A 21,079-nucleotide genomic window follows, 5' to 3' on the forward strand; every position below is an offset into this window, starting at 1 on the left:
TCCCGCCCTGTCAGGCGCCCTTGTCGACGGGCACGCCCAGTCGCGTGAAGGAGAACACCAGCGACGTCTCGATGCGGCTCACCTCGGGACGGTTGGTGAAGGACTGGTTGGTCAGCACCCGCAGGTGCTCGGTGTCGCGACACACCACGTGCACCAGGAAGTCGGTCGTCCCGCCCAGGCAATAGACGGCCACCGTCTCCGGCAACGAGCGCAGGTGGTCACCGATGTTGCCGAAGGCCTCGCCCACGTGCTGGCGCAGCTGCACGGCGATCAACGCCTGGAGCCCCAACCCCATGGAGCGCACGTTGAGCTCCGCGCGGTAGCCCTGGATGATGCCTTCCGTCTCCAGTCGCTTCACGCGCGCGAGGCAGGAAGAGGGCGCGAGCCCCACCTGCGCGGCGAGCGCCTTGTTGGACAGCCGTGCATTGTTCTGGAGGGCCTCCAGAATCGTGCGATCAATTCGGTCGAGGGGGGTCATCTGGGGTTCCTGGACGAATTTCATTCGATGGATGCGACCCGAAGCTGCCTCTTATTCTGTGTCAATGACACGATACCGAATTGGAGCACTCGTTGTCCTGCTGGCGGGCGCGGCCGTCGCCGCTCCTGAAACCCCTCCCGGCAAGGGCGCCACCCTGCTCGCGCCCTGGTCCGGCCCTCACGGCGGAGCGCCTCCGTTCGACCGGGTGAAGCTGGAGGAATTCCGTCCCGCGCTCGAGGAAGCGATGGAGCAGGAGCGGCGTGAAGTGGCCCGCGTCGCGGACTCGACCGAGCCGCCCACGTTCGAGAACACCATCGCCGCGCTGGAGGACACGGGCCGGGGATTCACTCGCGTCTTCGAGGTCTACAACGCGTGGTCCTCGTTCGTGAACACACCCGAGTATCAGGTCATCGAGCGCGAGATGGCGCCCCGGCTGGCCGCGTTCTGGGACGAGAGCACCCAGAACCGTCGCCTCTTCCGGCGCATCAAGGCCGTCCACGACTCGGCCGCGAAGGCGAAGCTGACGCCCGAGCAGCGGCGGCTCGTCGCGCACTACCACGACGTCTACGTCCGCTCCGGCGCGAACCTGGGCGCGGCGGCCGGCAAGCGCTTCACCGCGATCAACCAGCAGCTCGCCACGCTCTACACGACGTTCAACCAGAACGTGCTCGCCGACGAGAAGCGCTTCACCCTCCTGGAAACGGAAGCCGACCTGGCGGGCCTGCCGGAGCCGCTGCGCAAGGCCGCCGCCACGGAGGCGGAGGCGCGCGGGAAGAAGGGCCAGTGGGCCGTGGCCAACACGCGCTCGGCGGTGGCGGACTTCCTCACCTATTCGGACCGCCGCGAGCTGCGCGAGAAGGTGTGGCGCAACTACGACAGCCGGGGGGACCACGGAGATTCCCACGACAACAACGGCGTCATCACCCAGATACTCGCCGCGCGCGCCGAGCAGGCGAAGCTCCTGGGCTTCCCCACTCATGCCCATCGGCAGCTCGCGACGTCCATGGTCAAGACGCCCGAGCGCGCGATGCGACTGCTGGAGCAGATGTGGACGCCCGCCGTCGCCCGCGTGCGCGAGGAAGTCGCGGCGATGCAGGAGATTGCCCGGCGCGACGGGCAGCCGGAGACCATCGCCCCCTGGGACTACCGCTACTACGCGGAGAAGGTGCGCAAGGCGAAGTACGACCTCGACGACACCGAGGTGAAGCCGTACCTGCGACTCGACTCCCTGCGGGACGGCATGTTCTGGGCCGCCGGCGAGCTGTTCGGCTACACCTTCACTCCCGCGCCGGACGTGCCCGTCTACCACCCGGACGTGAGCGTCTTCGCGGTGAAGGAGCGCACGAGCGGGAAGCCCCTGGGGCTGTTGTACTTCGACCCCTACGCGAGGCCGGGCAAGTACAACGGCGGGCAGACCGAGACGTACCGCGTGCAGGAGCGCTTCCGGAGCGAGGTGACGGGCCTGGTGGCCATCAGCATGCCCTTCGTGAAGCCGGGGCCCGGAGGAGTCGCGCTGCTGGGCTGGCGCGACGCGCTGACGCTCTTCCACGAGTTCGGCCACGCGCTGCACTCCCTGAGCGCGAGCGTGACGTACCCGACGCTCGGAGGTGGCCGCGTGGTGCGCGACTTCGGGGAGTTTCCCGCCGAGCTGTTCGAGCACTGGCTGTCCACTCCGGAGGTGCTCAGCCGGTTCGCCGTGCACCACGTGACGGGCAAGCCGATGCCCGCGGACCTGGTGGCCCGCATCCAGAAGGCCGCGACGTTCAATCAGGGCTTCTACACGGTGGACTACCTGACCTCCGCGCTCGTCGAGATGAAGCTGCACCTCGCGGGTGCCCGCCGCATCAACCCCGACACGTTCGAGCGCGACGTGCTCCGCCAGATTGGCGCGCCGGAAGAGGTCGGCATGCGCAGCCGGCTGCCCCACTTCGGGCATGTCTTCGCCAGCAACGGGTACGCGGCCGGCTACTACATGTACCTGTGGGCGGAGATGCTGTCGGCGGATGCCTTCGAGGCGTTCACCGAGGCTGGCGGTGCCTATGACCCGAAGGTGGCCGCGAGGCTTCGCGAGCACATCCTGTCCGTGGGCAACACCGTGGACCCGTTCGAGGGCTACCGGGCCTTCCGGGGGCGGGAGGCGAGCCTGGACGCCTTGATGCGGGAGCGCGGCTTCCCCGCGCCTCAGCGGCCGTAGCCATACAGGAAGACCCGGACACCGGACGCCACGTGCTCGGCGCGCTCCTTCCTGGTGAGCGTGAGCCCTCCGTCATGGGGGCCTGGGACGGAGACCAGGCGGGTGAAGTGGAGGGCCGCGCGCTCCGGGTCCTCGACTCGCAACAGCCCCTCGTCCGCCAACCGTCGCAGGTGGCGGGCGAGCTCCCGGCGGACCCGGAGCGGCCCGGCCTCGCGCCACGCCTTGATTGCGGGCGCGGGGATATGGCCCGCCTCCGCGTTGACCTGTCGCACCAGGGCGAAATGTTCGGCGGAGTCCGGCATCGGCGTCCCCCAGGCCAGGGCGAGTTCGATGAGGTCCGTTTCCAGGTTCGTGACTTTTCGCAGGTGCCTGTCCAGGAGGGCCGTCTGCGCCTCGGCGACCCGTGACGCGCTCTCCTCGATGACGGCCTGGAACAGCCGCGCCTTGTCTTGGAAGTGGTTGTAGAGCGTACGCGTGGACACACCCGCCTCGTCGGCAATCATGTCGATGCTGGCGCGGGTGTAGCCGTCCCGAGCGAAGACCGTCAGCGCCCCCGTCAGGAGGGCCTGACGCTTGTCCCCCTGCCCTCCACGCGGCTTCGTCCGGTCTGCTCGGGGCATGTTCGTTCCTTTTGCACGGGTACAACCATCGTTTTACTCAGTACAACGTACGTTGTACCCTGGCGCTCGTTCTCGCGCACGCATCAAGGGAGGCTGAAGTTGACCCGGCTCGGCATCGTCATTGGAAGCACCCGCCCCGGACGCAGGGCGGAGGTCGTCGCCCGCTGGGTCCATGCCGCCGGACAACGGCATGCCGCCGTCGTGGCGGGGGACGCGACCCTGGAGGTCATCGACCTGGCGGACCACGACCTGCCGCTGCTGGATGAGCCCATCCCCGCCATTCGCGGGGATTACCGCCACGCACACACGCGGAAGTGGGCCGCCACGGTGGGCGCGTTCGACGGCTTCGTGTTCGTCACGCCGGAGTACAACCACTCATTCCCCGCCGTGCTGAAGAACGCCATCGACTTCCTCTATGCCGAGTGGAACGACAAGGCCGCGGGGTTCGTGAGCTATGGGGGACTCGGAGGCGTCCGCGCGGTGGAGCATCTGCGCACGACGCTGGCCGAGGTGAAGGTCGCCACCGTGCGCGCGCAGGTGTCGTTGTCGAAGTACACCGACGTCGCGCTTTTCACCGACCCGGGAAACTGGTCGCCCGCGCCCGCCCAGGAGGCCGCGCTGCACACGCTGCTGGACGAAGTGCTCGCATGGTCCCGGGCCTTGAAGACCTTGCGCGCGCCGGGCTGAGCGGACCTATTCGACGGCGAGCGCCACCGAGGAAGCGTTGGCGAACACCCGCGTGAGCCAGTCGATGAAGACGCGCACCCGGGGCGACAGCTGGCGGCTCCGCGGATAGAGCAACGAGACGGGCGTGGGCGACGGGGGATGTTCGGGCAGCAGCTCCACGAGCGTCCCCGCGAGCAGCTCGCTCTCCACGTGGTAGCGCGGCAGTTGAATCAACCCGAGCCCGAGCTTCGCCGCCGAGGCGTAGGTCTCCGCCCCCGTGACGGTGACAGTCGCTGGGAGGGTGACGTTTCTCGGCGCGCCGTCGACCCTGAACTCCAGGGGAATCATCGACCCCGTGGCCGACGAGATGAAGCCCACCGCCACGTGGCCCTCGAGCTCCTCCAGCTGGGTGGGTGTCCCGTGGCGGGCCAGATAGGCGGGGCTCGCGCAGGTGACCTCCTTGAGCAGCGCCACGCGCCGCCCCACCATGGCGCTGTCCTGGAGGTCGCCCACGCGCAGGACGCAGTCGATGCCTTCCCGCACCAGGTCGACCAGCCGGTCTCCTTCGCCAAGGTGGAGCTTCAGGTCCGGGTATTCGGCCAGGAATGAGGGCAGCGCCGGCAGGACGAAGTGCCGCGCCAGGGTGCCGTGGACGTCGACGCGGAGCTGTCCCTTCGGCTTTGCGCCGCTGAAGGCGGAGTCGGCATCCTCCACCTCGCCCAGGATTGCGACACAGCGCCGATAGTAGGCCTCGCCATCCAGCGTGGGCCGGACATGGCGTGTCGTGCGCTGGAGCAGTCGCACGCCCAGCCGGGCCTCCAGTTGCTTGATGGATTGCGTGGCCGTCGAGCGCGGAAGCTCCAGGTCCTGAGCAGCCACCGTGAAGCTGCGGCGCTCCACGATGCGCGTGAACAGCCGCATGACGTCCAACCGGTCCATCCCCGCCTCCTCACGGTCCGCTGGGGCCGAGCAGTGACTGGCCTGCTCGGCCTCAACGGGCCGCGGGGCACGTGGCCCCGCGACTCCGAGCACACCGACTCACCGCTTGATGACGAACTCCACGCGGCGGTTCTCGCTGCGTCCTTCCAGCGTGTCGTTCGTCGCGATGGGCTGGGTCGGACCATAACCACGGGCCTCCAGTCGCGAGCCGTCGACACCTCGGCGGATGAGGTAGGCGCGCACGGCCTCCGCGCGGTCCTGACTCAAGGTGCGGTTGAGGTCCTCCGGACCGGTGTTGTCCGTGTGCCCCTCGATGCGCACCACGACGTTGGGCCGCGCCTTCAGTTGCTCGGCAATCTCGTCGAGCACCTTCGCGCCCTCACCCTGAATCTCGGACGTCCCCACCGGGAAGGTGACGCGACGGTCCGCCAGCGAGAGCCGCTCCTCCGTCGGCGCCTTCGCCGGCTCGGGGCAACCCTCGTTCTCCACGGTGCCCTTCTCCTTCGGGCACTTGTCGGAGTCGTCCGGCACGCCGTCACCATCCGTGTCCTTCGGGGCGGGGCAGCCTTCGTTCTCCACGGTGCCCCTCTCCTCCGGGCACTTGTCGGACTCATCCGGCACGCCGTCACCGTCCGAGTCCTTCGCCGGTACCGGCGCGGGGCAACCCTGGTTCTCCGCGGTGCCCTTCTCCTCCGGGCACTTGTCGGACTCATCCGGCACGCCATCGCCATCCGTGTCCTTCGCGGGCGCGGGGCAGCCCTGGTTCTCCACGGTGCCCTTCTCGTTCGGGCACTTGTCCTCGGAATCCGGCACGCCATCGCCGTCCGAGTCAGGGCAGCCGCTCGTCTCCGCGCTCCCAGCCTCGTTCGGGCACTTGTCCAGCCGGTCGACGACGCCATCGCCATCCGAGTCGCGGTCGGGGCAACCCGCGTTGTCGGGCGACCCCGCCTCCAGCGGGCAACGGTCCGACTTGTTGGGCACGGAGTCACCGTCATCATCGGAGTCGGGGCACTGCTCGGGCGTGTGCGTGCGTCCGCCCTTGCAGACATCCTCACGAGCCGCCGGGTTGTGCGCCCACGCGATTCCCGCGCCCACGCGCCACGAGGGCGTCCCTGGGATATCCGTGAAGCCATGGCCAGCGAGCGCGTTCAGCTCGAAGCCCATGCCAATGGGCAACCGCACGCCTCCGAGCAGCTCCACCGCCACGTCCGGATGCACCAGCGACTCCGCCACCTGCAGGGCGATTTCGCCGCGCAGGCCGTCACCCCGGGTCGCCACCACCACGGACTGCTCCAGCTCCGTGCCCACGTCGCGGCCCGGCTCCACTTCCGTGGACCTCACCCGCGCGCCCACGCTCGCGCCGAGCGCGAACATGCCCACCTCGCGCCCCAGGGAGACCCGGGGCGAGAACTGGAGGCCCGCCCAGTGCTCCTGACGTCCGAAGGCGCTCGCCCGTCCACCCGGGAGCCCCACGTCGAGCCCCACCGCCAGGGACAACGGCGCACCTTCCTCGCGCCGCAGCAACGAATAGCGCGCCCCCACCTCGGGCGTGCCGAGCCCCGAGGACGAGGGCTCCGCGACACCCGCCAGCCTGTTCGCCCCATGCCCGCCCTGCGAGATGATGACGGGCAATCTGGCGGAGACCTCCAACCGGTCCACCGGAGACCACGCGCCCATGAGCCAGGCCGAGGTCCTGTAATGGATGATGGAGTGCTCGCTCCCGTCACTGCCCTCCAACACGAGGATGCCGCGCTCGTAGTTGGCGAGGAGGCTGAGCCGAAAGCCCCCCTCGGAGAGCACCCGGCCCGTGTCCACCATCAGTGAGTCCGTGGCGGCGGCGCTCAGACGCAAGCGCTCCGCATCGAACGCGACCAGGGGGCTGGAGAGTGCCTGCGCCGAGGCGGTCGTGGCGGCCAGGGCCGCGACGAGCACACCAGTCCGTGCCAATTCACGCAAGGGAAGGTCCTTCAAGCTGAAGAGTCGAATGAGAGGATTCAAGAGGCTCACGGGGCGACTCGCTCCCGGCCGCGACGACGGCCCGCCCAGACGGCGAGGACCGACAGCACGACCAGCACCGCGTCTCCACCGCCGCCCGTGGACTGACAGCCACCTCCGGCAATCGAGATCAACCGGGCCTGGACGGAGACCTCGAACGAGCACTGCGCCGTGTTCCCCGCGGCATCCGTGGCCGTGACGGTGACGCGCGTCTGTCCCGAAGAGAAGCGCGAGCCGGACTCCGGCGACGCGGTGACGGTCGCCGGCCCGGAGACGGAGTCCGTCGCCGTGGGCAGCGTGTACGTCACCTGCGCGCCCCCCGGCTCGTCCGAGGCCACCTGGAGGTTTTCCGGGCAGCTCAACGTCGGGGCCGTCGTGTCCCGCACCGTCACCTGGAACGTACACGTGGCCCGGTTGCCCGCCGCATCGTCCGCCGTCACAGTGACCGTCGTCACTCCCAACGGGAAGGTGCTTCCCGACGGCGCTGAGTAGGCCACCACCGGGTCCGCCGCCCCCCCATCCGTCACGGTCGCGGGTTCATAGGTCACCACGGCGCCCGAAGCGTCCTGGGCCTCCACCACCGGGTCCGCGGGACAGGTGAGCACGGGCGAAAGGGTGTCTCGCACCGTCACCAGGAACGTACACGTGGCCCGGTTGCCCGCCGCGTCTTCCGCCGTCACCGTGACCGTCGTGTCCCCCAGCGGCAAGATGCTTCCCGACGGCGGTGAGTACGTCACCAGCGGAGTGCTCCCCACGTCGGAGGCCGTGGCCGGCGGATAGGTCACCGCGGTCCCCGCCTCCGCCACCTGATTCCCAGGACACGTCAGCACGGGCGGAACCGTGTCTCGCACCGTCACCAGGAACGTGCACGTGGCCCGGTTGCCCGCCGCGTCTTCCGCCGTCACCGTGACCGTCGTGTCCCCCAGCGGCAAGGTGCTTCCCGACGGCGGCGAGTACGTCACCGTGGGCGAGGCCGTCACCGCGTCGGACGCCGTCGCCGCCGGATAGGTCACCGCGGTCCCCACCTCTGCCACCTGATTCCCCGGACACGTCAGCACGGGCGGAACCGTGTCTCGCACCGTCACCAGGAACGTGCACGTGGCCCGGTTGCCCGCCGCGTCTTCCGCCGTCGCCGTGACGGTCGTATCTCCCAGCGGCAAGGTGCTTCCCGACGGCGGCGAGTACGTCACCGTGGGCGTGGCCGTCACCGCGTCGGACGCCGTCGCCGCCGGATAGGTCACAGGGGCACCCGAAGGGTCCGCCGCCTCCACCACCATGTTCACCGGACAGGTGACTGTCGGAGGCGTCGTGTCCCGCACCGTCACCTGGAACGTACACGTGGCCTGGTTGCCCGCCGCGTCCTCCGCCGTCGCCGTGACGGTCGTATCTCCCAGCGGCAAGGTGCTTCCCGACGGCGGCGAGTACGTCACCGTGGGCGTGGCCGTCACCGCGTCGGACGCCGTCGCCGCCGGATAGGTCACAGGGGCACCCGAAGGGGCCGTCGCCTCCACCACCATGTTCACCGGACAGGTGACTGTCGGAGGCGTCGTGTCTCGCACCGTCACCAGGAACGTGCACGTGGCCCGGTTGCCCGCCGCGTCCTCCGCCGTCGCCGTGACGGTCGTATCCCCCAACGGCAAGGTGCTTCCCGACGGCGGTGAGTACGTCACCGTGGGCGAGGCCGTCACCGCGTCGGACGCCGTCGCCGCCGGATAGGTCACAGGGGCACCCGAAGGGCCCGTCGCCTCCACCACCATGTTCACCGGGCAGGTGACTGTCGGAGGCGTCGTGTCCCGCACCGTCACCTGGAACGTACACGACGCCTGATTGCCGGCCGCGTCCTCCGCCGTCGCCGTGACGGTCGTCATTCCCAATGGCAGCGTGCCGCCCGACGGCGGTGAGTACGTCACCGTCGGATTCCCGGTGATGACGTCGGTCGCGGTGGCGGGGGGATACGTCACGACAGCGCCCGCCGGGCTCGTCGCCTCCACCTGCTGGTCCGCCGGGCAGGTGATGGTCGGCGGCGTTTCATCCACCACGCCCACCGTCACCGTGGCCACGTTGCTGTCCAGACCGCAGTCCCGGGCCATGAAGGTGAAGCTGTCCGGCCCCACGTAGCCCGGATTCGGCGTGTACGTGACGGCGGGAGGCGTCCCGCTCAGTGTGCCGTTCGCCGGAGGCGTGACGATGACGTAGGTCAGCGGCGGCCCCACCTCGGTATCCGTGGCCACCAGGGTCACATTCACCGGGACTCCGTAGCCCGTTTCCACCGTCTGGTCCTGCGCCACCGGCGCGATGTTCTCCAGCACCGTCACCAGCCGCCCGCTTCCAATCCCGTTGGCGAAGATGGACAGCGCATAGGTGCCAGGCGGCGCGCTGGCGGGAATGGTCACCGTCGCGCCCGTGGCGGACAGGTCCGTCCCCGGAAGGCTCCAGAGCCGACCTCCCTCCACGCCTTGCAGCCGCGCCAGCGGGAAGTCCGCCGAGGAGTCCTTGTAGTCGCCTGAGCTGGCACCGGAGATGCCTCGGAACCGCGCGCCGGTGATTCGGGCGGAGCACGCGCGCGTCACCTCGTCCGGCCCCGTCACCACCGGACGCCATGAGGGCTGCGCCCCCGTGTCTTCGTACAGCTCGGCGCTCGCCAGCCACGCGTTGGCCGCGGACTGACCCCCGAGCGCGAGCACCTCGCTCGTGGGCAGCACCACCGCGGCGAAGCGCGCCCTGGGCCCAGCGAGATTCGTCGCGGGCTTCCAGGTATTCGTCGCGCTGTCGTACAGCTCCGCCGTGGCGCGCACCGCGCCTCCCGGCCCCTGGCCTCCCGCGACGAGCACACGGCCCGACGGCAGCAGCACCGCGGAGTGGAAGGCCCGCGCCTCCGCGAGCGAGCCCGCCGGAGTCCAGGTGTTGGAGACCGGGTCATACAGCTCCGCCGACGCCAGCTCCGCCGCGAGCGTGGTGCCCGCCGACGCCAGCACGCGGCCCGAGGACAACACCGTCAGCGTGAAGGACTCGCGTCCCTGCGCGAGGCTCGCCGCTGGAGCCCAGGTGTTGGTGGTCGGGTCATACAGCTCCGCCGTGGCCAACAGCGCCCCCGCGTTCTGACCACCCGCCACGAGGACACGCCCGTCGTTCAGCAACACGGCGGCGTGCCGCGAGCGCGGCGTGGCGGCGGATGCGGCGCCGCTCCAGGTATTGGTCGCCGGATCATACAACTCCGCCGTCGCCGCACCCGCGCCGCCCACCACGAACACCCGGCCCGAGCCGAGCACCGTCGCGGTGTGGCCATCGCGGGCCGTGGCCATGTTGCCCGCGGCCGACCAGGCGTTGGCGGTGGCGTCATACTGCTCGGCGGAGGCCTGCGCTCCCGCGCCATTGGCTCCGCCGACGACGAGCACCCGGCCCGACTGCAACAGGCTCATCGTGGCCCGCTCGCGCGCCGTCGCCAGGGAAGCGGCGGGCGACCAGGCGTTGCTCGCGCGCGTGTAGCGCTCCGCCGTCGCCAGCACGCCGCCCGGGCCGCGTCCTCCGGCCACCAGCACCTGCCCCGAGGGCAACAACACGGCCGCCCTGGAAGCGCGAGCCGCCGCGAGATTGCCGGCGGGAGCCCAGACATCGCTGGACGCGTCATAGACGTCGGCGTTGGCGAAGAAGGTGAGGCTCGGGTTGGAGGCGTAGCCACCGTTGACCAGCACCTGCCCCGTGGGCAGCAGCGTCGCCACCATGTTCTCACGCCCCACCGCCAACGCCCCGGCCGGGCTCCAGGTCCCCGTCGCGGGGTCATACAGCTCCGAGACAGTCTGCGTGTTGCGGGCCGCGTCCGCGCCCCCCTGGACGAGCACCTTGCCGTTGGGCAGCAGCGTGGCGGTGTGGCCATTGCGCGGATGGGTGAGAGCTCCCGTGGCGGTCCAGGTGTTGGCCGCCGGGTCATAGAGCTCCGCATGGGTGGTGACCCCTCCGGCCGTGAAGCCGCCCGCGAGCAGCACCCGGCCATCCGGAAGCTGCGTCCCCGTCGCGTAGTGCCGGGGGACCAGGGCAGGCGCCGCGAGAGACCAGGTCTCGGAGACGGGGTCATACAGCTCGGATTCGGGGACCTCGCCCGGGATGAGATTGCTGAAGCCGCTCATCACCAGCACCCGTCCATTCCTCAGCAGCACGGCCGTGTGGGCACGGTGGATGACCGCCATGGGAGCCGTGGAGGTGAAGGTATTGGTCGCGGCATCGTAGAGCTCCGCGGTCGCCAGGTTGGAGCCACCGGCGACGAGCACCTTGCCCGAGGGCAGCACGGTGGCCGTTGGCAGGCTGCGCGAAGCGGCCATCGCGCCCGTGGCGGTCCAGGTGTTCGTCTGGGCATCGTAGATGCGTCCCGTCAGGCTGCCGTCCGTCATCACCAGCGCCCGTCCCGTGGGCAGCATCACGCCCACCGCGATATTGCCCTGGATGCCGGGGCCCGCGGCGGACGCCCAGGTCCCGCGCTCCGGGTCGAACCGCTCCGCGGTGGTCACGAAGCCCAGCCTGTTGACCCCGCCGGCCACGAGGACCGTGCCATCCGTCAAGAGCAGCGAGGAGTGCTGCGCCCTCGGGGTCGCCATGCTGGCCGTCGACGACCAGCCCGGGTCCACCACCAGCGGCGCGGTGAGTCCGGCGAGCGCCACTTCGGTGACGAGGCTCACGCGAGGGCCCTCCACCTCGAACACGTTCGCGAGCGATGACGCGCGAACCCCCGACAGGCGCGTGTCACCACGCCGGGACTCGCCCCGCGCATCGCGCACCTCGGACGGGTGGAAGCGCAGGACCGGCTGCCCGTCGGTGTCGAGGAACTCCACGTACTCGCCCACATCCCGCAGGCGCGTCACCGAAGGGGGCAGCGTGACGTGGTACTCCGCGCGGTGGAGGGGCTCGGAGCCATCCACCACCCAGGCCTCCTCCAACCGCGAGGAGCGCCACCCCTGGCTCACCTCGGCGGAATCACCCACCGGGAACCAGAAGTGTCGCGGGCCCGCGAAGGACACCGCTCGCTCGCGAAGCAGGGTACCGGCGTCATCGGCGCCAGCTCCCTGCTCGACACGGAAGAGCAGGCCCCGCGTCGTCAACTCCAGCGTCCCGCTCGCGGAGAGCCGCGACGTGAGAGCTCGGGAGTCCGCGACGGTGAGGGGGACCTCCGAGGAGGAGAAGACCTTCGACGGCGCCTCCTCCGTGGTCAGCTCCGGAAAGTAGGCCCGAGCCAGAGCGAGCGCTTCCGCTGAAGCCGGCAGGTCCTGCTTCTGCTCGCATGCGGCGACCAGGGCACAACCAACCACCACGACCAGGTATCGCGAGACGCGTCTCGACTGCATCTGTCACCCTCCACACCCATGCGTGTGGCACGGGCTGACGCGCGAGGGACGCCACGGCTGGCGAGCGTGCGCGTGTTGCCTCCGGCTGTATCACGCTTTCACCCCACCGGGTCCTCACCGACGCCTCGAAAAAAGGACGCCAGGGGTCTGGGACACAGGCGGCACAAGTGACGCGTTGTTCAACAGGAGCGTCGCTTTCTCGCGAGGGGAAACACACGCCCGAGGCGGAGGCTGGTCATCCTCCCGAGCAGGATGGCAGGCTGCGGGCCCCGTTGGGTCTCCTGGAGGGACACATGACCGCGACGAAGCACGAGCCCGTCACCGCGCCTGGACTGCCGAAGCCCGTGGGACCCTATTCCCCGGGCATGCGGCTGGACTCGTTGCTCTTCGTCTCCGGACAGGCCGCGACGGACCCAGCCACCGGGAAGCAGGCCGAGGGAATCGAAGCGCAGACGGAACAGGTCCTCCGCAACCTGGAGCGCATCCTGCTGGCGGGTGGCTCCAGCCTCCAGCACGTCCTGCGCTGTGGCGTGTTCCTCGTCGACATGAAGGACTTCTCCCGGATGAATGCCGTCTACGAGCGCGTGTTCGCCGGGCACCGCCCCGCCCGCACCACCGTGCAAGCGGCCGCGCTCCCAGAGGCCGGGCTGCTCGTGGAGATCGACTGCATCGCCTACGTGCCCTGAGACGACGGGGGTTGTCACGGTCCGAATCAGGACCGGAAATGTCCTAGTGGGCTCGTACGGTGCCTCCGATACCCGCTACCGGAGGCCCGATGCGACGCCAGCTCTTCACGCTCCTGCTCTTGCTCACGTGGAAGGCGAGTGCGCTCCCACCGACGCCACCGTCAGGAGCCACCGCCGTGAAGACTGCTTCTCGTGATTGCTGTGCCGTGCTGGAGCTGCGGCAGTACACGTTGCACCCGGGCCAGCGCGACGTGCTCATCGACCTGTTCGAGCGTGAGTTCGTCGAGAGTCAGGAGGCCCAAGGCGCGCACCTGGTCGGACAGTTCCGGGACTCGGCGCGGCCCGAGCGCTTCGTCTGGCTGCGCGGCTTCCCGGACATGGTGTCTCGCGAGCAGACCTTGAAGCGGTTCTACGGTGGGCCCGTGTGGAAGGCGCACCGGGAGGCGGCCAACGCGACGATGCAGGACTCGAGCAATGTCCTGCTGTTGCGCCCCGTCACCGGAAGTCGGGGGTTCCCCCCGCCGGGTTCCCCCAGACCCGACAAGGGGAACCACCCGACACCGGACTCTCTCGCCCTCGTCACGCTTCTCCATCGTGACGCCCCCGTGGACGACGCGTTCCTGCGATTCGTCGAGCAACAGCTCGTGCCTGTCCTGAGTGAGACGGGCGGCGCGCCGCTCACCCTGCTCCAGACGGAGTACGCCCCGAACACCTTCCCGGCCCTCCCCGTGCGCGAGGGCGAACATGTGCTCGTCGCGTTCACCGTGTTCGCGAGTCGGGAGAAATACCGCGCCCATGTCGAACGACTCGCGAACTCACGGCGCTGGAACGACACCGTGCGCCCCGCCCTGCTCAAGCACCTGAAAGCCGCACCCGAGTCACTGGTGCTGGAGCCCACCGCGCGCTCACTGCTGCGGTGACGGGGTGACCGAGTTCATCACTCGCGGGTGGGCGATTACTGAGCAGCGGCGACGGAGACAATCCAGGGAGTGCGCATCCCGTGGGGGCCCATGAAAACCTTGGTCAAATTCAGCCGGACCTTTTTAAGGACGACCACCCCCACGATTGCCCTGCCATAGAGCGCCGAGTTACGTCCGGGCTGCCCGATGGCTCCAAAAAACTCGGGCGTTCCCTTCAAGCCCCCCATCCAGATGTCGCCGAACACGGCGATGTTGGCATCCTCGATGGCTGCCTTCTGTCCGAAGAGGCGAAACCCAAGCTGGCCAACCCTCACTCCATTCCCCTGTGGGGCTCCCAGTGGAGCAATGTCCATGTTGATAGAAGGCATGAAGCTCAGCACCGCGATATTCTGCACCCCCTCGGAATCGTCGACCGCGGACACATAGGCCACCATTGGCAGCTCCGCCAACATCGTCGCATTCCCTCCAGCCTGAATGAAATTCTCGAGATTACCTTCCTTGGCGGTCTTTTCGTCCGGCCCGGTGCCGCTGGACGGGGTTCTCGTCGAGGTCATCGCGGCATGCAAGCTCAACTGAAGATTGGAGAACACTCGAAAACTGAGCAGCTTCGCGGCGACACTGAACCCTGACTCGGACACCCCGGTGAAAGACAGATACTCCGCCACTTTCGGCGCATCCTCGCCAAAGTAGGCATCGGCGCTCTTTGGATACGCCAGCGGCTTCACCCACCCATGAGGCTCCACGTAGACCTTCTGGTTCTTCTCTCGGGATTCCACCTTGAGCCCTGCCAGCACTGATTCCTTTCTGGGTGTCGGTGGAGCCGGGGACTGAGCCAAGACCGCCGTCGGCGCCAAGGCGAACCACAGGAGCAAGACAGACCGCATCACACATCTCATATATCCCCCTACGTTCATCGAAATGCAGCGCCCGCCGGACCTCGACGGGCGCGAATTAATCAGACACGACCGGGACACACTTCTCTCGGACGCGCGAAGCGCCTCACGACGGGCCTCGCCCGACGCGACAATTCCAGACAGAAGTTCAGAAGAGAAACACGGAACCTGCGACGACTCGATGCTCAGTGGGCAGGCAGGTGAGCCTTGATCTGCTCACGACTCGGAGCTTGCGATCCGGCCGTCCACCGATAGACCGCGATTCGATTCGATGACTTCGACTTGATGGCGACGACCCGTCTATCCACGCAGAGGGTGACAATCAGGTCATTGACAGGGAATCGCTCGTCGACGATGCCAGCGGGCATGTCCTCGAGCCCATCCAGAACGTAGCCCGGCGGGAGCAACTGCATGACGCCCTGGACATTCACCGCGGCGTTCTGGGCGATGACCCCCAAGCGCCGCACCCCTGTCTCGGATGCACTCATCCTGCTGGCGGTCCTCAGGAACTTGCTGGCGACCTCCTCCCGGAACCCCTCGGGTCCAAAGTCGGAGTGAGCAATCGAGGCGAGACTGCCCCAGACCGTCCGCGTCTTGCCCCCCTTCGACAGTTTCGCCTCGAGCCCTTCGAGAACCGCTCGGCCCTCCGCGAGCGTACCGGTATCGCAGCCCAGCAGCCGCACCTCTGCGTTGTCGGTAAGAAGGTCATCCGTCTTCAGGTCAGGAAATAGGTCCCAGCTCGCCTCGTGCTGGGTCACCACCTCCTGCCCCTGATCTCCCAGCGTCAACGTCCCGGACTTCCCGTGGCCGAAGATGTCCAGTCTCGCCACCTTCTGGTTGGACTCGTTGACCACCTCGTTCACGATCCACTGGAGCTGGCTTCGCTCCTGGCAACGCGCGAACCTCCGCAGTGGGTCGCTCCTTCCGTCCACCCGGAAGACAGCACGCTCGATGTCCCAGTCGAGCCGAGACGCATAGGCAATGATGGTCAGATGCATGACGGGCCTCTCACCCTTCTTCCTGCTCGTTCGACAGCACCTGGAGAAGCGCCGAGACAGAACGCATCACCTCATTGCCTCGAGAGGCCCCTTCCCGCCGCCGCTTCGACAAATCCGCGGCGAAGGGCCATTTGCCCCGACCATCCGAGTACGCGTCGAGGCTGCTGACCTGCTGGCTCGACAGGTATTCCTCCGTCAACAACAGGTAGCCGAACTGACCCGGCTGAGCATTCACGGCGGTGGAGGGTGCTCCGGGCCACACGTGCGAGGCATTGAAGAGGTCGACCTCCAACCCCACCAGGGTGGGGACGCCCGGCACCATCGCCACCAGGTCGAACGTGAAGCGCCTCGGGTCCAGACTCTTCACCTGGACCTTGTACGCGCGATACCCCCAGCCGATGCCGTTCACCTCCGGCATCCACCAGAACTTCAGGTCCGCGGCGGAAGTCTGCGGCTTGATGGTCGACTGCCCAAAGAACGGCGTACTCGGCATGAGACACTCCAGGGGACTGCGGGTGAGACCTTCAACTTTCAGGCGTCTGGGAATCCCTCGTCAGGCCGAATGCCTTCATCAAGTTGTAGATATGCTGACGGGTCAGGTCGAGCCGCTGCGCCACATCGGACACACACCAATCAGTGGCATCCAGCTCGCGGCGAAGCAGGTCTCGTTGAAAACGTCGGGTCGCCTCGTGGAAGGACACTGGCGCCATCCCCTGCGCCTCCATGCCCTCGAACAGGTGGCGTGGCTCCAGGAACGAGGCCGCCTCCGCGCTGGCGCGAATGAGCGCGGCCTCCAGCCGATGCCGGAGCTGTCTCACATTGCCCGGCCACTCCGCCAGCTCGCACGCCGCGAAACAGGCCGGTGAGGGTCGCAGGCGCGGCAACCCATTCTCCTCCGCCAACCGCTCCACCAACGCCTCCACCAGCGGGACAATGTCCTCTCGCCGCTCGGCGAGCGCCGGCATGCGCACCGACAAGACATTGAGGCGGTAGAACAGGTCCTCGCGGAAGCGCCGCTCACGGACCAACTGCTCCAGGTTGGCATTGCTCGCGGCCACCAGCCGGACATTCGCCTTGAACGCCTTGGGGCTGGCCAGCGGGAAGTACTGCCGCGACTGCAACAACTGGAGCAGCTTGGCCTGCGCGGCCAGGGGAATCTCCGCGATTTCATCGAGGAAGAGCGTCCCCCCTTCCGCCGCCTCCACCTTGCCGACCGTCCGCCGCGCTCCCGGGAAGGCTCCTGGGAAGGCACCGAAGAACTCACTCTCAAAGAGCCCCTCCGGCACGGCCGCGCAGTTGAGTTCCACGAAGGGCCCCAACCTGCGCTTGCTGTTGACGTGGAGCGCCTGCGCCAGCTGCGTCTTCCCCGTGCCGGACGGCCCCCCAATCATCACCGTCACATCCAGCGGCGCCGCGACGGCGAGCTGGGCGAACACATGCGCCAGCCCCGGACTCCTGCCGATGATGTCCTCCAGTTGGAAGCGCTCCCGGAAGGGGCGCGTCGGGTCCTCCTTGTCGCCCCCTCTCTGGAGCAGCGCCCGCTCGGACGCCGTGCCCAGGAAGTGGGCCACCGACTCCGCCAGTTGCACCAGCCCCTCCGAGAACGGCCCCGCGCCGCGCTTTCCCTCCAGATAGAGCACCCCCGGCAGTCGCCCACCCAGGGGTACACAGAGCACCGCCTCCAGGCGCTGCGCCTTGACGCTGGCCGAGCTGGCGAAGCGCGCATCCAGCAACGCATGCGCCGTGTGCACCGACTTGCCGGCCGCGATCGTCGAGGCGACGATTCCGCGCGACGTCAACGCCCGGATCTCCTCGCGCTCCAGCTCCGAGCAACCATGGAACAGCGACCACTCACGACGCGCCACGGAGCTTTCTCCATACAGCTCCAGGCCCGCGCGCTGGGCATCCGCCAGCTCGACCAGACAGGTCAGCACATCTTGAAGGGGTTGAAGGGGACTCGGCGCATCCAGGACTCGGAGCACCGCGAGATAGAGATCTCGCTCGCGGGCAAAGCGGGCCTCGAGGGTGACCATGTCTGTCAACATATCACCCAGTCGATGCACGGCAATGCTGGTGGGCCAGTCGGAGGTCATGGGCACCGGCAGACATTGCAGGGGGCGCGCCAGTCACACCGTGAGAGCGACACGCGGCGGAGGAGGTGTCGCGAACGTCAACGGGATTTGACAAGCAGGTCGCGCGTTGTCCAACACAGTGGACAAACACTCTCGACCCTTCCTTGGCCATACGTCTGCATCGTCCCGACCTTCGTCAAGGCATGGTGATTGCTCTGACAGGAACTCGGAGTCCACCTGTCCCCATGAGCAGGGGACCTTTCACCCGAGGAACCCATGTCACGACCCAAGAAGGTCCCTGTCTCGTCCTTGTCCCCGCGTCGTATGCCGGCGGAGCCCCCTGGCGGGCCACTTGACGGTCCGGCGGTCTTCTCGCCTGGGGAGCCCCACAACCTGCCCGCACTCGTCGAGGACGCGCGCGACGCGGCACTGATGGGAGAGCCTGGCCCCCGCGAGCCGTCGAACTACCAGGAGCTGTTCAGCCGCCTCTCCGCCGCGCGCGACACGCTTCCCGGCGCGTATCGCGACACCTTCTATCAACCCCTCCTCAACAAGCTGGGTGAGCTGGGGGCCACGCGCTTCGCCCAGTTGCTCCAACAGGACCCGAGGCGCACGGGCGTCGCGGGCCTCCTGCTCGACGCCACCCACGCCGTCCTCCAGAACGCGGAGCGCTATGAGTTCCTCGCCACGGATGCCTTCCAGGAGGTCGTCAGCGACCTCTTCGATGGCTTCCTCAGCGCGGAGAGTCGCCGGGGTGTCTCCCCGCCGGACCTGGGAATCCTGCCGCCGCTGGTGAAATGGGGCAGTCCTGACTCTGGTCCGTACACCTGGCCGGTGGATGCCACCTCGAGCGTGCTCGGGTTGATGGCGGGTGTGGTCAGCCTGCCGCCCGCGAATGCGCATCAGGGATTGCTGGCGTGGGCCGCGCTCCCGCACGAGGCCGCGGGGCACGACATCCTGGATGCCGACTCGGGGCTGTCGGCGGAGCTGTCCAACGCCGTCCATGACAAGCTCAAGGACACGTATCCCTCGCTCGCGACCTACTGGGCCGACCGCATCGACGAGACGGCGGCGGACGTCCTCGGCATCCTCAACATGGGCCCCACATCGGGCATCGGGCTGCTGGGCTACTTCCGGGGCCTCAACGCCGCCTGGGGGGGTGGCCCGGTGCTGCGCCGCGACGGCCCGTCCGACGACTCCCACCCCGCGGACGTGCTGCGCGGGTACCTCGCCGCGGCCACCGTCGACAAGCTCCTGTTCGCCAACCGGGCCCACTGGGCGGGATTCATCGAACGGGAGGTGGATGCGGATGTGAATGGGCAGCGCATCGTCGTCGAGGGCGTCTCCGTGAGCCGCGAGCTCGCGAAGCACTCCGCCGGGGCCGTCGCGGAGGTGCTCGTCACGCACCGCGCCGCCGCGCTGGAAGGGCATGCCCTGGGACAAATCCAGAACTGGCGCGACACGGATGAGGCGCGCGTCCAACGACTCGCGCGAGGACTGCTGCACGGACCTCCGGGCCTTCCCACGGACCTGATCGAAGGCACCTATGCAGCGCACCTCGTCGCCGCCGCCGTGGTCTCCGGACTGACGCCCGGCGCGGACCTGAGCGCCCTCCAGTCCCGCATGCTGCGCCAGCTCAAGCAGATGCACGACGCCAATCCGGTGTGGAGTTCGCTGGTCGTCGCATACCGGGGCAACGCCGTGCCGCACCGCATCTACCGTCCCCAGCGCAGCGCCGTGTGAAAGCCGTCAGGGAGCAGGCACCCGCTCCACGCAGCGGGTGCCAATGCCGAACTCGAAGCGACGCGAAGGAAGGTGGTTGGCCCAGAAGAGCCAGTGCTGCCGCGTCTCGGGCGGCGCGTCCCAGCGCCCACCTGCCACCATGCGGAAGCCCGGGTAGTCACCTTCCGTGGCGATGGTCGCCGTCCACTCCGCCACGTTGCCCGCGAGGTCCATGATTCCATAAGGGCTGCGGTCCTCCGGGAACGAGCCCACGGGGGCGAGTGTGGCGAAGGCATCCTTCGCATACAGGTTGGCGGGCGGCACCGGCCGGTCGTCACCCCAGACAGTCCGACGACGGGGCGCGGGATTGGGCACCTCGCCCTTCGCGTCGAGGACCTCTCCTCCCCGCCCCGCCTTCGACCACTCGTCGTAGGTCGGCAACTCCTTGCCCATGAAGTGGCAATAGGCCTCGGCCACCCCGGCGTCGATTCCGGTGACGGGAATCCTGGGCAGGTTCGCCGGCTCATAGTCCGGATGGGCGGGGGCGGCCTCCCGCGCGCCACCCATGAGCGGAAGGATTCGCTCCTGGAACAGCCGAAACTCGGCGTTGGTGGCCTCCGTCCTGTCCATCGCGAAGGCGCCTATCTCGAAGCGCGCCTCCTCCTTCAGCGACAGCTCGGGCCTCCAGTATCCACCCGCCGGGACGAGCACCTGCCCGGCCCGGGACGTGGCGCAGGTCGGCACCGGCAGCCGCAGCTCCTCTCGGCGGGCCCGCTGCGCGTAGCCGGGAAGTCGCAGGAGGCGTATCCGCGAAGGAGGACAGTCTCCTCGCTCCACGGTGAGCCACGCGGCCCGCGAGGGCGCCTCCACGCGCTCGCGCCACGCCCCCTGCTCATCCACCCGTCCCTCGGGAGGTGCCCCCTTCATGGGCAGCTCGTCCGGCCGTGCCTCCGGGCTCAGCTCCAGCGCCCACCGCACGGGCGCGGTGACGGGCGCACGGGTCCACGTCAGGGCGCGCGCATCGAAGTCGAAGAACTCCAGCACCAGGTCGAAGTCCCCCATGTCCGCGGCCATGAGCCGCATCTCCCGCTGCTGGCGCGCGGTCTCCTGCTGGTTCTGCTGGAACGCGAACACCACCGACGTGCCCACCCCCGTGGCGAGCACGAGCAGCAGCACCACCACGGCAATCCCCACCCGGCGCCGCTGGACGTGCCCCTGCTCCCGCTTGCGCCCTGCATCGAGGAACGCGCGCGAGCGGCTGGCGAGCGGCACCTTCCAGTCCGCCACCCGCCGCAGCACCTGCCCCAGCGCATCACCGCCCCACGTCTCCTCGTCCCGGCGTCCGCGCCGATGCCACAGCTCCGCGGCCTGATCGATTTCCGTGACGAGCAGGTGCTCATCACGAGACTCCTGCCGCCAGCGCGCCAGCTCCGGCCACGCCGTGGCCAGGGCCTCGTGCGCCAGCTCCACCAGCGCCCCGTCATTGCGCACGTCGCGCGAGGCGACCACCAGCCGGTGCGCGACGTGCGCAATGACGGGGCGCTGGTGGAGCTGGCGCACGAG

Annotated in this window: 15 protein-coding genes; 5 read left to right on the top strand and 10 right to left on the bottom strand. The window is 68.8% G+C overall.

The annotated features are described in order from the left end of the window. Positions 1-10: 10 nt before the first annotated feature. Positions 11-478, bottom strand: a complete 468-nt coding sequence (locus FJV41_RS06265; protein ID WP_141641489.1) for an Lrp/AsnC family transcriptional regulator — start codon at positions 476-478, stop codon at positions 11-13. A gap of 64 nt (positions 479-542) precedes the next feature. Here FJV41_RS06265 and FJV41_RS06270 point away from each other — a divergent pair, with 64 nt between their 5' ends. Beyond that, positions 543-2,672: a M3 family metallopeptidase gene (locus FJV41_RS06270; RefSeq protein WP_141641490.1), complete on the top strand. Its 2,130-nt coding sequence runs from the start codon at positions 543-545 to the stop codon at positions 2,670-2,672. Here the strand turns inward: FJV41_RS06270 and FJV41_RS06275 are convergent. Continuing rightward, a complete protein-coding gene (locus tag FJV41_RS06275) occupies positions 2,660-3,292 on the bottom strand; it encodes a TetR/AcrR family transcriptional regulator (RefSeq protein ID WP_141641491.1) in 633 nt (210 codons plus the stop codon). The two genes, FJV41_RS06270 and FJV41_RS06275, sit on opposite strands and share 13 nt — an antisense overlap. A gap of 99 nt (positions 3,293-3,391) precedes the next feature. On the opposite strand from FJV41_RS06275, the gene FJV41_RS06280 reads away from it, so the two are divergent. Further along, positions 3,392-3,979 (top strand): NADPH-dependent FMN reductase, encoded by a 588-nt coding sequence (locus FJV41_RS06280; RefSeq protein WP_141641492.1) that lies wholly within the window; start codon positions 3,392-3,394, stop codon positions 3,977-3,979. A 6-nt stretch (positions 3,980-3,985) separates the two neighbouring features. On the opposite strand, the gene FJV41_RS06285 is transcribed toward FJV41_RS06280, so the two are convergent. From FJV41_RS06285 to FJV41_RS06290, 3 genes are all read right to left on the bottom strand, one after another. Next, entirely contained in the window at positions 3,986-4,897 is a 912-nt protein-coding gene (locus FJV41_RS06285) for a LysR family transcriptional regulator (protein ID WP_141641493.1), read from the bottom strand. Between the two features lie 99 nt (positions 4,898-4,996). Next, positions 4,997-6,853 carry an OmpA family protein gene (locus tag FJV41_RS53510; protein ID WP_246137031.1) on the bottom strand — a complete coding sequence of 619 codons (1,857 nt, stop codon included), beginning with the start codon at positions 6,851-6,853 and terminating at the stop codon, positions 4,997-4,999. Between the two features lie 47 nt (positions 6,854-6,900). After that, positions 6,901-12,225, bottom strand: coding sequence for an HYR domain-containing protein (locus tag FJV41_RS06290; protein WP_246137032.1), 5,325 nt, complete (start codon positions 12,223-12,225; stop codon positions 6,901-6,903). Positions 12,226-12,518: 293 nt separating this feature from the next. On the opposite strand from FJV41_RS06290, the gene FJV41_RS06295 reads away from it, so the two are divergent. Beyond that, entirely contained in the window at positions 12,519-12,911 is a 393-nt protein-coding gene (locus tag FJV41_RS06295) for a RidA family protein (RefSeq protein WP_141641494.1), read from the top strand. 176 nt (positions 12,912-13,087) lie between these two features. After that, positions 13,088-13,831, top strand: coding sequence for an NIPSNAP family protein (locus FJV41_RS06300; protein ID WP_246137033.1), 744 nt, complete (start codon positions 13,088-13,090; stop codon positions 13,829-13,831). Between the two features lie 35 nt (positions 13,832-13,866). On the opposite strand, the gene FJV41_RS06305 is transcribed toward FJV41_RS06300, so the two are convergent. The 4 genes from FJV41_RS06305 to FJV41_RS06320 form a co-directional block, all read right to left on the bottom strand. Beyond that, complete coding sequence (locus FJV41_RS06305) at positions 13,867-14,556, bottom strand: hypothetical protein (RefSeq protein ID WP_141641496.1); 690 nt, start codon at positions 14,554-14,556, stop codon at positions 13,867-13,869. A gap of 353 nt (positions 14,557-14,909) precedes the next feature. After that, on the bottom strand, positions 14,910-15,587 hold the full coding sequence (locus FJV41_RS06310) for a DUF4347 domain-containing protein (protein ID WP_181790432.1): 678 nt from the start codon (positions 15,585-15,587) through the stop codon (positions 14,910-14,912). Positions 15,588-15,732: 145 nt separating this feature from the next. Beyond that, positions 15,733-16,215, bottom strand: coding sequence for a hypothetical protein (locus FJV41_RS06315; RefSeq protein WP_141641498.1), 483 nt, complete (start codon positions 16,213-16,215; stop codon positions 15,733-15,735). A gap of 31 nt (positions 16,216-16,246) precedes the next feature. After that, positions 16,247-17,767: a sigma-54-dependent Fis family transcriptional regulator gene (locus FJV41_RS06320; protein WP_141641506.1), complete on the bottom strand. Its 1,521-nt coding sequence runs from the start codon at positions 17,765-17,767 to the stop codon at positions 16,247-16,249. Positions 17,768-18,070: 303 nt separating this feature from the next. Between FJV41_RS06320 and FJV41_RS06325 the strand changes: the two genes are divergently transcribed. After that, positions 18,071-19,537 (top strand): hypothetical protein, encoded by a 1,467-nt coding sequence (locus tag FJV41_RS06325; protein ID WP_220137834.1) that lies wholly within the window; start codon positions 18,071-18,073, stop codon positions 19,535-19,537. A 6-nt stretch (positions 19,538-19,543) separates the two neighbouring features. Here the strand turns inward: FJV41_RS06325 and FJV41_RS06330 are convergent. Next, positions 19,544-21,079 (bottom strand): formylglycine-generating enzyme family protein (locus FJV41_RS06330; protein WP_141641499.1); only part of this gene is annotated, 1,536 nt, incomplete at its 5' end.

Origin of the sequence: Myxococcus llanfairpwllgwyngyllgogerychwyrndrobwllllantysiliogogogochensis, from assembly GCF_006636215.1 — a bacterium.
In the GTDB taxonomy this organism is placed as follows: Bacteria; Myxococcota; Myxococcia; order Myxococcales; family Myxococcaceae; genus Myxococcus; species Myxococcus llanfairpwllgwyngyllgogerychwyrndrobwllllantysiliogogogochensis.